Annotated in this window: 10 protein-coding genes; 3 read left to right on the top strand and 7 right to left on the bottom strand. The window is 64.7% G+C overall.

The window, feature by feature from the left end:
• Window positions 1–5 precede the first annotated feature (5 nt).
• The 4 genes from FHS48_RS11730 to FHS48_RS11715 form a co-directional block, all read right to left on the bottom strand.
• A complete protein-coding gene (locus FHS48_RS11730) occupies window positions 6–881 on the bottom strand; it encodes a branched-chain amino acid ABC transporter permease (protein WP_184263742.1) in 876 nt (291 codons plus the stop codon).
• A gap of 148 nt (window positions 882–1029) precedes the next feature.
• Window positions 1030–2196, bottom strand: a complete 1167-nt coding sequence (locus FHS48_RS11725; protein ID WP_184263741.1) for an ABC transporter substrate-binding protein — start codon at window positions 2194–2196, stop codon at window positions 1030–1032.
• A 354-nt stretch (window positions 2197–2550) separates the two neighbouring features.
• Entirely contained in the window at window positions 2551–2952 is a 402-nt protein-coding gene (locus FHS48_RS11720) for a hypothetical protein (protein ID WP_260402448.1), read from the bottom strand.
• Window positions 2953–3109: 157 nt separating this feature from the next.
• Window positions 3110–3943 (bottom strand): Phenylacetic acid catabolic protein, encoded by an 834-nt coding sequence (locus FHS48_RS11715; RefSeq protein ID WP_184263740.1) that lies wholly within the window; start codon window positions 3941–3943, stop codon window positions 3110–3112.
• A gap of 652 nt (window positions 3944–4595) precedes the next feature.
• Here FHS48_RS11715 and paaX point away from each other — a divergent pair.
• Both paaX and FHS48_RS11705 read left to right on the top strand, forming a co-directional pair.
• Window positions 4596–5537 carry a phenylacetic acid degradation operon negative regulatory protein PaaX gene (gene paaX, locus FHS48_RS11710; protein WP_184263739.1) on the top strand — a complete coding sequence of 314 codons (942 nt, stop codon included), beginning with the start codon at window positions 4596–4598 and terminating at the stop codon, window positions 5535–5537.
• Between the two features lie 73 nt (window positions 5538–5610).
• The gene (locus tag FHS48_RS11705) at window positions 5611–6933 is read left to right on the top strand and encodes an FAD-dependent oxidoreductase (RefSeq protein WP_184263738.1); all 1323 of its coding nucleotides are present in this window, start codon (window positions 5611–5613) and stop codon (window positions 6931–6933) included.
• Between the two features lie 93 nt (window positions 6934–7026).
• On the opposite strand, the gene FHS48_RS11700 is transcribed toward FHS48_RS11705, so the two are convergent.
• Together FHS48_RS11700 and guaB are read right to left on the bottom strand one after the other, a co-directional pair.
• Complete coding sequence (locus FHS48_RS11700; RefSeq protein ID WP_184263737.1) at window positions 7027–8406, bottom strand: RsmB/NOP family class I SAM-dependent RNA methyltransferase; 1380 nt, start codon at window positions 8404–8406, stop codon at window positions 7027–7029.
• A 148-nt stretch (window positions 8407–8554) separates the two neighbouring features.
• Window positions 8555–10018, bottom strand: a complete 1464-nt coding sequence (gene guaB / locus FHS48_RS11695; RefSeq protein ID WP_184263832.1) for an IMP dehydrogenase — start codon at window positions 10016–10018, stop codon at window positions 8555–8557.
• A 400-nt stretch (window positions 10019–10418) separates the two neighbouring features.
• Between guaB and FHS48_RS11690 the strand changes: the two genes are divergently transcribed.
• On the top strand, window positions 10419–11675 hold the full coding sequence (locus FHS48_RS11690; protein WP_184263736.1) for an MFS transporter: 1257 nt from the start codon (window positions 10419–10421) through the stop codon (window positions 11673–11675).
• Window positions 11676–11734: 59 nt separating this feature from the next.
• Here the strand turns inward: FHS48_RS11690 and FHS48_RS11685 are convergent, their stop codons facing one another.
• Complete coding sequence (locus FHS48_RS11685) at window positions 11735–12631, bottom strand: LysR family transcriptional regulator (protein ID WP_184263735.1); 897 nt, start codon at window positions 12629–12631, stop codon at window positions 11735–11737.
• Window positions 12632–13021 lie beyond the last annotated feature (390 nt).

Raw genomic sequence — 13021 nt, 5'->3', positions numbered from 1 at the left:
GGCCATCAGACTCGGTCAGTGCCACGTTTGCCGAACAGACCGCTCGGCATGAAGAACAGCGCGGCAAGAATGATCACGAACGCAATCACATCCTTGTATTCCGACGAGATGTAGCCCGCGCCCAGCGCCTCGGCCACCCCCAGGATCACCCCCCCGGCAATGGCCCCGAAGCCGCTGCCCAGACCGCCGAGGATGGCGGCGCAGAAGCCTTTCAGGCCCAGCATGATCCCCACCTCGTAATTGGTGGAGGTGATCGGGGTGATCAGGATGCCCGCCACCGCCCCCAGTGCCGCCGACAGCCCGAAGGACATCAGCAGGATGGCGTTGACGTTGATGCCGACCAGACGGGCGGCCATCGGGTTATGGCTGGTGGCAAGAATGGCCTTGCCCAGCAGGGTCCGGGTGAAGAAGTACTGCAACAGCAGCACGATCACCACGGTGATGCCCAGCACCCACAGCGACTGCGGGGTGATGGTCGCCCCCAGAATGTTGATCGGCGTATCGCCGGAGAACGACGGCAGGGTATGAAACTGCTTGTCGAATGCCACCTGAGCCCCGCCGCGCACAAAGATCGACGCGCCGATGGTGATGATGATCAGCGTCACCACCGAGGCATTGCGGGTCTGTTCCACCGCCAGCTTTTCCAGCGCGAAACCGACCACGGTGGCCAGCAGCACGGCCAGCAGACCGGCCAGCGGCAGCGGCACCCCGGCCGCCGCAATGAACACCGTGCCCATACCGCCCAGCATCACAAACTCGCCCTGGGCGAAGTTGATGACATGGCTGGCGTTGTAGATCAGGGCGAAACCCAGACCGACCAGCGCATAGATCGCGCCGCTGGTCAGGCCGGAGAACAGGTATTGGAGAAATTCTCCCAGCATCGTCTCTTGCCGCCTTATCAGGGGGTCGTGACGGCAGGCCTCACCGCGCGGCACTCGGGCTGCGGCAGTCCGGTGAGGACCATGCCGGTCAGGGTCGCATCCGCCGCCGGGCTGGGAAGGGTCCCCCCTGCCCGGCGGCCTCAGCGGCTCAGTTCACCAGAGTCCAGTCGCCGTGGCGGATTTCCAGCATCCGGAAGGCCGACAGATCGAGACCCATGTGGTCGGTGGCGGAGAAGGTGACAACCCCACCGGTGCCGACATAGCCCTTGGTGGCTTCCAGCGCGTCCCGCACCTTGGCCTTATCGGTGGACCCGGCCCGCTTGTAGGCATCCACGATCAGCATCAGGCCGTCATAGGCATGGCCGCCGAAGGTGGAAACCGCTTCGGCCCCGTATTTGGCACCGAATTCAGCGGTGTAGGCGGTGACAACCTTCTTCTGCGGGTCGCTGTCCGGCAGCTTGTCGGCCACCAGCAGGGCGGCGGCGGGCAGACGCACGCCTTCGGCGGCATCCCCGGCCAGTTCGATGAACTTCTTGGAGGCGACGCCGTGGCTCTGGTACAGCGGCACATTCAGGCCAAGCTGCTTGAAGTTCTTGGTGACGATCGCCGGGCCCTGACCGAAGCCGGGATTCAGCACCGCCTGCACACCGGCAGTGGCCTTGATCTTGGTCAGCTGGGCGGTCATGTCGGTGTCTTTCGGGCCGTAGGTTTCATCGACCAGAATATTCACACCGTACTTTCCGGCCTCCGCCTTGCACTCGGCCTGCATCGACGCGCCGAAGCCGTCGGTGCCGGAAATCATGCCGATCTTGGTCAGGCCGCGTTTCTTCATGTCCTCGAAGATCTTCTGGCAGGCCATGGTGTCGGTATGCGGGGTCTTGAAGGTCCACTTCTGGACCGGATCAACGATCTTGCGGGCCCCGGCGAAGGAGATGTAAGGGATCTCGGCCTTTTCGACCATCGGCATCACCGCCAGTGTCTCGCCGGAGGCGGACCCGCCGAGCAGCACATCAACCTCATCCTGATCAAGCAGACGCTTGACGAAGGTCACGGCCTTGTTGGGATCCGCTGCGGTGTCGTAATGCACCAGTTCCAGCTTCTTGCCCAGAACGCCGCCGGAGTCGTTTATCTTGTCGACGTACATCTGAAGAGTCTTCAGTTCCGGGTCACCCAGGAACGACGCCGGGCCGGTGACGGCCAGGAAGGTGCCGACCTTGATGGTATCCGCTGCCGAAGCCGGGGCAACAGAGACAGACAGCATGCCGAACGCCGCCGCAGCGGCCAGCAGGGTACGCCGGGAAATCACAGAAGTCATAGGTTTCCTCCCTTATGGTTACCCGCACAGCGCGGGCCTGCCCCGGTCGCGGGGCGGTGCCGTGTCCCCTTATGGTGGTGGCCCCGTTTGTGGGACCGTGGGACATTCCGGCACGGAAACAGTGATACACAGATATCTGATCTCAGGACGGGACCGGTGTCATATCAGTCTCTGAAAGGGCCGGGGATCTGTCCGGCGGACCGCGCTGTGCGCAACATTCCTGCCGGAAAATTTCCAAACCGTTTCAAATGTAACTAATACCGCATCTTGCCCGGCAACAAAACCCTCTTTGATGTAAATCAAACCAAATTGGCGGGCCGTCCCCTGCCGGGATGACCCGCCGGACAGACACCGTCAGCGGCTCAACAGACCGGCCAGAGCCTCCCCGGCATCGCCGAAGGCTTCGACCGAGTCCTCATAGGCCTCACGGGCCACGGAATAGCGTTCCACCAGATCGGTGTTGATTCCGCCGGAGAACAGGCGGACGTGCAGATCTTCGCAGGTTTCCAGATTGCGGTCGGCAATCAGGCGACAGCTCATATAGGTGCGGGCGGCAGCCTGCTGGTCGGCGGTCAGCCCGGCATACCCCGGCACCAGCGGACGGGCAGCAGTCGCGAAGTCACCGCGCAGATGATCCCACATTTCCGCCCAGTCCTCGCGCACCTCTCCGGCATCCACCGGGCGGTAGCCGAACTGAGCCAGCACACTGCGGCCATTGGAAAACAGGCGGTTGGGCAATTCCGGCAATGCCGACATCAGATCTCTCCCCAGAAACGGATCCTCAGGACACCGGAGTTCAGGCTTCCCGGCTTTTCCCTTTATTTTTTACGGAAACTTTCCCCTAAGGGCACATCAACCCTGAAGCCGTTTCCGGCTTCAGGGTGATGGATTTCAGGAGCAGTCAGAGGAGGCCTCAGGCCGCATCCACCGCATCCGCCGCCTTGGACACCTGCACGTCACCGGCGTCGTAGCCCATGCGCATGTCGTAGTCCGGGGTCACATCCTTCGGCAGTTCCAGCCCGACTTCTTTCAGGCGGCTTTCCAGCAGCTCCAGATATTCAGCGGTCAGCTCTTCCGGGGTGCGGGTCTTGATGCCGTATTCATAGTACTTGTCGAACATCGCCGAGGCGTTGGACCCCGCCGACGGACGGCCATAGAAACCCAGACCGACCTTCATGAACTTGGAGACCTTGGACTGGCAGATCTCGCGGGCCTTTTCGCCACCGAACTCGATGTTGCGCTTGGTGCACCACACACCGAAGGCCAGATGGCCGTGCTCTTCCTTGTGGATGCGCACGTTGACGCGGGCCCACGGCAGGTAGGAGCATTCGCGGTACTGACCAAGGAACGCCACCGCCGCCGGGGTCACCACGGTGGAGAACAGGCCGACGTCGTACCAGTCCTCAAACCACTTCGACCAGTTTTCCTTGCGGAACCCATTGATGACATTAACTTTTTTCGGATCGGGGCTGTCCGGGTTCTGCACCAGTTCCTGCAGGCGGGCATCCACGTCCACACCCAGATCCTGCATCAGGTTCCAGACGTAATAGCCGTGGCCCATCTCCTCCATCACCTTCTTCGACAGGCGATAGGCCTCTTCCGGGCGCGGGGCAAACCGCATGTTCTCCGCCACCCGCTGCGCCCCGGCGTATTCGGAATCGGCCTGAAACGCCATCAGGTTCAGCAGCAGCGCCTTGTAATCTTCCGGCAGCGCATCGCCCTTGTCGTAGGTCTTCCACTTGGACATCAGAACTCTCCCTAAAATCCCTTTTTGTGACGTCCCCCGGGGCCACCGGCCCTGAGGCAACTCCTGAATCCGCCGGACATTGCCCGGACGGGATCCGCTTTGAGGCTTTTGCGCCGCCCGTTTTCCGGGGGCACCGCCCCGGCCTTTTGGCCGGTGGCATTATTGACTGATGACGTTCCGGCCCATTCTCCCGCTACCGGCTCCCGCTGCCGGACGATCCCGACTCTTCGGCGGGGGCTGGCGGAACGGGCATCTTGACCCGGCATCAAAAGTGACACAGAATTACCGTCGAATTGAAGATTAGTGTAACACGTTTTGACCTGTCAAACGCTTTCTGAAGCCAGAAGCCGCGATAGGTTAGAATCATCATAATCGTGAGAATCAGCGGAAAAGCGCACAAAACCTGTGTGCGTTGCAATATCAGGATGCTTCCGGGGCCTGAGCCCGCCCCACAGACAGGACTGGATCTGATGCTACACTTAAAACGATTGCGGACCGGGGCGACGTAACAAAAGTTCGCCGCCCGGCACCGGGCCCGCCAATTGCTTGACGGCAGCGCCGGAACCGGGAACTTTCCGGGGGAGACAGACCCCGCACCTGACTGCGGCGCCCCTTGCCCCGGCCTGATGACCGGCCCGTTCCTGAGGACCCAATGGCACGATCCAAACGCCTTGACGACCTGATCGACACCCTGCTTGGCAGCATCACCCTGCGGGCCAAATCCCTGATCGTGACCATTTACGGCGATGCCATTCTGGTGCACGGCGGGTCAACATGGCTGGGCAGCCTGATCAGTCTGGTTGAGCCCTTCGGCCAGAGCGAACGGATGGTGCGGACCGCCGTGTTCCGGCTGGCCAAGGACCAGTGGCTGGAAGCCACCCAGATCGGGCGGCGCAGTTATTACGCCCTGACCGATGTCGGACGGCAGCGGTTTGAGGCCGCCCACCGCCGCATCTATGCCGCCCCGCAACAGCCGTGGGACGGCGAATGGCTGCTGGTGCACACCAACACCGGAGAACTGGATCAGGACGCCCGCGATACCCTGAAGCGCGACCTGTCGTGGCAGGGCTTCGGGGCGCTGGCCCCCACCGTTCTGGCCCATCCGTCCCCGGATGAGGAAGCCCTGCGCCTGACGCTGGCTGAGCTGGACGCCACCGAGAAAGTGGTGCTGCTGCGGGCCTCCGCCGACCGCCTGACCAGCCCCGGCAGCCTGAAGGCGCTGGTGCGCTCCTGCTGGGATCTGGATCAGCTGGTGGCAGACTATAATGGCTTCCTTGACCGCTTCCGCCCGGTGTACCGCACGCTGGAAGCCCTGGATGCGCTGGACCCGCAGGCCTGTTTCGTCATCCGCACCCTGCTGATTCACGATTACCGCCGCATTCTGCTGCGCGATCCGATGCTGCCGGAAGAAGTGCTGCCGCCGGGCTGGCCGGGTGCGGCCTCCCGCCTGCTGTGCCGCAACCTGTACCGGCTGATTCAGGAACCGGCAGAGCGCCACCTGACCGGCCTGCTGGAAACCGCCGACGGCCCGCTGCCCGATGCCTCCACCTATTTCTATGACCGCTTCGGGGGGCTGATCGACTCCGCCGCCTGAACCCGGTTTTTCCGTCCCCCTGAGACCCGATACAACAAAACACAAAAAACAGCATCAAAGAGGAAACATCCCCATGACCGACACCACGCCGCTGGCGGTGTGCGTGGTCGGCAGCGGCCCGTCCGGGCTGTATGCCGCCGACCACATTGCCCGCAAACGTCCGGACTGCCGGATTGATGTGATTGACCGCCTGCCGACCCCGTTCGGGCTGGTCCGCGCCGGGGTTGCCCCTGACCATCAGGGCACCAAGAACATCGTCCGCCAGTTTGAACGCGGTTTTGCCAAGGGCAGCCAGCGCTTCCTTGGCAATATCAGCGTCGGGAAGGATGTTTCCGCCGCCGAACTGGCCGACCTGTACGACGCGGTGATTTACGCCACCGGTGCCCCGCTGGACCGTCCCCTCGGCATTCCCGGGCAGGATCTGGCCGGGGTCTACGGCTCCGCCGCCTTCGTCGGCTGGTACAACGGCCATCCCGATCACGCCACGCTGGCCCCGCGCCTTGGCCGGGGCATCGCCGTGATCGGCAACGGCAACGTGGCGCTGGATGTCGCCCGCATCCTCGCCAAGACCCGGGCGGAGATGACCGGGGCCGACCTGTGCGCCCATGCACAGGATGCCATCGAGGCCGCCCCGATCACCGATCTCTACATCATCGGCCGCCGGGGACCGCTGGAAGCCAGCTTCACCCCGCCGGAACTGGGGGAACTCGGCCATCTCAACCGCGCCTGTCCGGTGATTGATCCCACCGTCCTCGCCGGTGTCACCGCCGAAGCCGTGGCTGACCCCAAGGACCAGAAGGTCAAGGAAAAGAACCTGGAGATCCTGACCGGATTCGTCACCGCCGATCAGGACAAACCGGTGCGGGTGCATCTGCTGTTCTGTGCCGCTCCGAAAGAGATCCTCGGGGTTGACGGCGCAGTCTCCGGGCTGCGGCTGGAACGGACCCGGCTGGTTAACGGTCAGGCCGAACCGACCGGAGAGACCTTCGATCTGGCGGTTGAAACCATCATCAGCGCCATCGGCTACCGCAGCGCCACCATCGACGGTGTGCCACTGGACGACCGCAGAGGCATCATCGCCAATACGGATGGCAGCGTCGCCCCCGGCATCTTCACTGTCGGCTGGGCCAAACGCGGCCCGTCCGGGGTGATTCCGTCCAACCGCAGCGACTCCATCGCCGTCGCCGATCAGGTGCTGGCATGGCTGGACACCTGTTCCGGCGGCAAAACCGGCCCGGACGGACTGGATGCCCTGCTGGCCACCCGCGCCGCCGCCCGCGTCGATTTCGATGGCTGGCAGAAAATCAATGCCGCCGAACAGGCCCGGGCCAGCGACGGCAAACCGCGTGAAAAGCTGACCTCCATCCCCGAAATGCTGGCGGTGGCGGCGGGGTAAACATCCCACCTGACAAGAAAGAGCCCGCGTCCTTTCCTCAAGGATCGCGGGCTTTTCTGTTTAACGGCCTTTGCAGAGCACAGGCAGCCGGTATCAGTCTTCAGCCACAGCCTCACCCGCTGCCGCATCCCCGACCCGCTCCAGAATGGCGGCGAAGAAACCATCGGTGCCATGGGCGGCCGGATCAAGGCGCAGCATCGGCCCATCCACCGGGCACGGACGGTCCGGGCCGAACACCTGCGCCCACACTTCCGCCACCGGCAGCAGCCGGAAGCCGGAGTTGGCGGCAAGGAAGGCATCGACCTGCCGCTCATTCTCTTCCGGCAGCAGGGAGCAGGTGGCGTAGATCACCCGGCCACCGACCGCCGCCAGACGGGCAGCGCTGGAGAGGATCGAGGCCTGCTTGACCACCAGTTCCCGCACATCCTGATCCCGCAGACGCCACTTGGCATCCGGGTTACGACGCCAGGTGCCGGTGCCGGAACAGGGGGCATCAATCAGCACCCGGTCATACTTCCCGGCGGAGCGCTTGACCCACTTATCCCGTTCGCCTTCCAGCAGATGGCGGGTGACGTTATGCACGCCCGCCCGCTTCAGGCGGACGGCGGACCGCTCCAGACGCCCGGCCGACACATCACAGGCGACCAGACGGCCCTTGTTCTGCATGGTGGCGGCAATCGCAAGGGTCTTGCCCCCGGCCCCGGCGCAGAAATCCACCACCGACTGCCCCGGATGGGCATCGGTCAGCAGGGCAAGAAGCTGGGACCCTTCGTCCTGCACCTCAACCAGACCATCGCGGAAGGCGGCGGTGGCGGGCAGATTGGCCCGGCCGATCAGCCGCAGCGCCAGCGGCGACCACGTACCGGGGCCGACATCGACCTCCTCCTCGGCCAGACGGTCGACCACGGTCTCCAGATCAGCCTTCAGGGTGTTGACCCGCAGATCCACCGCCGCTTCGACGGTCAGGGCGTCCAGCACCTCCGGCAACCGGTCCTGATAGACGGTGCGCAGGCGCGGAATAATCCAGCCCGGCATTTCCCCCGCCACCCAGTCCGGCAGATCGGCCTTGGCGACACGGTTGGATTTCAGGGCCCGGATCAGCGACCGTTCCCGTTCCCGCAGGCGGGCCGGGCCGAACTTTTCGCCGTTGAACAGGCTTTCCAGCTCTTCCAGCGTCACCTTTTCCCGCTGCACCAGATCGGCCAGCAGGCGCTGACGCGGGGTGACATCGGCCCATTCCGGCACATCTCCCACCGGCCAGGTGGACAGGGCAGCATGGCGCACCTGCCAGCCCGCCCGCGCCCAGTTGCGCAGCATGATCCACACCCGGTCGGCGATCTCCCGCCGGTCCTTCGACCCGATAAAGCGCCGGGAGCGGAAAAACTCCGACGCCACCCCGTCGGCCGGGCGCGGCGACAGGGCAATGGTTTCCAGAAGATCAAGGGCGGCTTGCAGGCGGGCGGCAGGAGTCACGTGCGGTCTCTGACATTACGGGAGGACAAAAATACAGGAGAACAAAAATCAAACCACAGGGCCTGCCCCCTGTACAGGCGAACCGGTACGGAGGCAAGCCCTGTGGCCTGTCAGATTCACCCGGCGGAAGGCCGGGCGGGAACCGGCGTTACGACCCGACGCGGTAGTTCGGGGCTTCGCGGGTGATGGTCACGTCATGGACGTGGCTTTCGCGGAACCCGGCGCTGGTGATGCGGCGGAACTTGCAGTTGGTCTGCATCTCCGCAATGGTGCGGTTGCCGGTGTAGCCCATGGCCGCCTTCAGGCCGCCGATCAGCTGATGGATGACGGTCCCGGCGGCACCCTTGTACGGCACCCGGCCTTCAACGCCTTCCGGCACCAGCTTCAGGTTGTCGCGCACTTCTTCCTGGAAGTAGCGGTCCGCCGAGCCACGGGCCATCGCCCCGACCGAACCCATGCCCCGGTAGGACTTGTAGGACCGGCCCTGATACAGGATCACCTCCCCCGGGCTTTCGTCAGTTCCGGCCAGCAGGGAGCCGACCATGCAGCAGGACGCCCCGGCGGCAATCGCCTTGGCGACATCGCCGGAGAACTTCAGACCGCCGTCAGCGATCAGCGGCACATCAGCCTGACGGGTGATCTCAAACACTTCCATGATCGCCGACAGCTGCGGAACGCCGACACCGGCAACGATGCGGGTGGTGCAGATGGAGCCCGGGCCGATCCCGACCTTCACCGCATCGGCACCGGCCTCGATCAGGGCGGCGGCGGCTTCGGGGGTGGCAATGTTCCCGGCGACGATCTGCGCCAGCGAGGAGATCGACTTGATATCCTTCACCGCCTGAATCACGCCGGAGGAATGGCCGTGAGCGGTGTCGATCACCAGCACGTCAACCCCGGCTTCCAGCAGGGCTTCCGCCCGCTTGGCCCCGTCGGCACCGACGCCACAGGCGGCGGCAACGCGCAGGCGGCCCTTGTCATCCTTGCAGGCGGCCGGATAGGTCTGGGCCTTTTCCATGTCCTTCACGGTGATCAGGCCGATGCAGCGGTAGGCATCGTCAACCACCAGCAGCTTTTCAATGCGGTGCTTGTGCAGCAGGGCCTTGGCATCTTCCTGCGACACGCCTTCACCCACGGTGATCAGGTTGCCGTTGGTCATATAGGCGGCGACCGGCTTGGCCATATCGTTGGCAAAGCGCACATCGCGGTTGGTCAGGATGCCGACCAGCTTCTGGCTGCTGCGGTCAACCACCGGAATGCCGCTGATCTTGTAATCCGCCATCATCTTCAGGGCATCGGCCAGCGGCTGTTCCGGGGTGATGGTCAGCGGGTTGACGACCATGCCGGATTCATAACGCTTCACCCGGCGGACTTCCTCCGCCTGTTCGCTGATGCCGAGGTTCTTGTGAATCACCCCGATGCCGCCCGCCTGCGCCAGCGCAATCGCCATGGCGCTTTCGGTCACGGTATCCATCGCCGAAGACACCAGCGGAATGCCGAGGCTGACACCGCGGGTGAAGCGGGTTGCCGTCAGCGCGTGCGCCGGCAGCACATCGGACGCCGCCGGAACCAGCAGCACGTCATCAAAGGTAAGGGCTTCGGCAATCTGCATCAGTGCACCTTCTGGGTCAGCCATCCTGCGGAGGTATGCTCCACCCGGCGGATCTGGCGGCAGACTCCGGGGCGGGAACAGGATGCGTTGGGTTGTAGGCTATAGGTCCGGCGACGGGGCCAGACTCTAAGGTGCGCGCCATCATACACAGAAACAGCCGTATGCCAAGCAACAGAACCACGACATCCCTGCGCGCCGGGCGCTGGTCTGGGTTGCGCCGGACGCAGACCCGGGAACACAGGCCAGCAAAGCCGCCAGCCTGTACAGCCCCAGATAAACTCACCCTAACCCCTCGTAAAATCTGGTGTTGCCAGCGCTGCGGCACTGCCGTCAGATGTTTTCCCTTTATGCCGGATTTATCCCGGCTTTATTTCAGCCTGTCAGGACTCCCCACTTCATCATGACACCGGCCCCAGACTCTCAACCGCACTCCCCCCTGCCCCGCCACAACTTTCCCCTGTTCCTCAGCGCCCGCTTCTTCGGCGTTCTCGGCACCATGATCCTGTCGGTCGCCGTCGGCTGGCATGTGTATGAGATCACCCGCGACCCGCTGGCCCTCGGCTATGTCGGTCTGGCCCAGTTCCTGCCGATGGTGCTGCTGACCCTGCCTGCCGGACAGATTGCCGACATGGTCAACCGCCGCTTCATCATTCTTGCCACCTCGGCCTTGCAGGCGGCGGTGGCGGGCGGCTTCCTGTTCCTGACACTGGAAGGCATTCAGGATGTCGGGGCCTATTACGCCCTGCTGGCGGTGTTCGGGGTCAGCCGGGCCTTCGCCGGTCCGGCCGGGCAATCGTTCCTGCCGCTGCTGGTGCCACGGGACGCCCTCAGCCGGGCGGTTGCCCTCAACACCTCGGCGTTCCAGACCGCGGTGATCGTCGGCCCGGCCGCCGGTGGCGCGCTGGTGGCGTTCGGGGCGGCCTTTGCCTACACCGCCTGCATGGTCGGCTTCGCCGTCACCGGGGTGGCGATGATGTTCATCCGCACCCTGACCAAACAGGCAGCCCCGGCGGCCTCGGCCAGCACCGGATCGGCCCTGTCGCGCCTGACCGCCGGGATCCGCTATGTGCGCAACCAGCCGGTGGTGCTGGGGGCGATCTCCCTTGATCTGTTCGCCGTTCTGCTCGGTGGCGCGGTGGCGATGATGCCCGCCTATGCGCAGGATATCCTGCATGCCGGACCGACCGGGCTGGGGCTGCTGCGCTCCGCCCCCGCCGTCGGCGCGGTGCTGACCGGCCTGTGGCTGGCCAAGCGCCCGCTGCGCCGTAACGCCGGGGCCATCATGTTCCTGTCCGTTGCCGGGTTTGGTGTCGGCACCATCGTCTTCGGCCTGTCGGAAAACCTGATCCTGTCGATGGCCGCCCTGTTTGTGATGGGCGCCACCGACATGGTCAGCATGTACGTGCGCGGCACCCTGATCCAGCTGGCCACGCCGGACGAAATGCGAGGCCGGGTCAGCGCCGTCAATCTGCTGTTCATCGGTGCGTCCAACGAACTCGGCGAGTTTGAATCCGGCGTGATGGCCGCCTTCTTCGGGCTGGTCCCGTCGGTGGTGATCGGCGGCATCGGCACCATTGCCGTGGTCGGCCTGTGGGCGTGGATGTTCCCCGATCTGCGCAAGGTCGATGACCTGAACGCGGTCACGGTCAAACACTGATCCGGCCCTGTTTCCGGCCAGACCGGGCGGAGGCCACCCTGCCCCGCCCGGTCTGGCCCTCAGTCCTCCTGATATTCCGGGCAACGTGCCAGACCGGCGCGCAGGTGGTCCACCACCAGCCGCACCTTGCTGGACAGATAGCGGCGCTGCGGATACAGCGCCCACACCCCATGCCCCGGCGGCTGATGATCCGGCAGCAACGGGACCAGCCGCCCGCTGCGCAGGGGATCCCGCACGTAATAATCCGGCAACTGCGCCAGCCCGAAGCCGCGCAGGGTGGCATCCAGCACGGCATGACCGCTGTTGCAGCGCCAGTGCTGGCGGGGGCGGAACAGCCAGTCCGCCCCGTTATTGCTGAACACCCAGGTCTCGCTGGTGCCGATCAGGCAGCGGTGCCCGGCCAGTTCCGACAGGCTGTGCGGGGTGCCACGCTGTTCCAGATAGGCCGGGGCCGCCACCAGAAACATCCGGCGTGGCGCGATCTGCCGCGCCACCATCGCCGAATCCCCCAGCCGCCCCAGCCGGATTGCCAGATCAAACCGTTCATGCACCAGATCCACCGTCCGGTTGGTCAGCTCCATATCCAGATGCACCTGCGGATGCTGCTCCAGAAAGTCATTCAGCAACGGCATCACAAACTGCTCGCCATAGGCCACCGAGCAGGTGATCCGCAGCACCCCTTTCGGGCTGCCCTGCTGCACATCACCGATCGCCTGAAACGCCTCCTCCCGTTCTTCCTGCAACCGCTGGCAATGCGTCAGCAAAATCTGGCCGGTTTCGGTCAGCGCCACCCTGCGGGTGGTGCGGAAGAACAGACGGGCCTGAAGCCGTTCCTCCAGCTGCGCCACCGCCCGGCTGACCTGTGACGGCGACAGCCGCAGCCGCTCCGCCGCTTTGGTAAAGCCGCCGGTTTCGGCAACCGCCAGAAATTCCTCCAGACCATCCCAACCGCTCATTTTTGCATTCCCTCAAACGCCGGGCGGGGGCATCCGCCCGGCCCTTTTCAGGGCCTTTTCTCTGCCCCCTCACACGCCGGGCGGGGGCATCCGCCCCCTTGGCTTACGCGCGAATGGTCGCGCGGGGCCTCAATGGCCCAGTCAGCCCGGCTCGCCGGGCTTCCGTTATCTCCCCCTCGGACACCGGGCGGGCGCGTCCGCGCCCTTGGCTTACGCGCGAATGGTCGCGCGGGGCCTCAATGGCCCAGTCAGCCCTGCTCGCCGGGCTTCCGTTATCTCCCCCTCAGACGCCGGGCGGGCGCGTCCGCGCCCTTGGCTTACGCGCGAATGGTCGCGCGGGGCCTCAATGGCCCAGTCAGCCCTGCTCGCCGGGCTTCCGTTATCTGCCCC

This window comes from Novispirillum itersonii (assembly GCF_014205675.1).
In the GTDB taxonomy this organism is placed as follows: Bacteria; Pseudomonadota; Alphaproteobacteria; order Rhodospirillales; family Rhodospirillaceae; genus Novispirillum; species Novispirillum itersonii_A.
The sequence above is the reverse complement of the archived record's forward strand: the minus strand, read 5'-3'. Positions and strand labels throughout refer to the sequence as shown.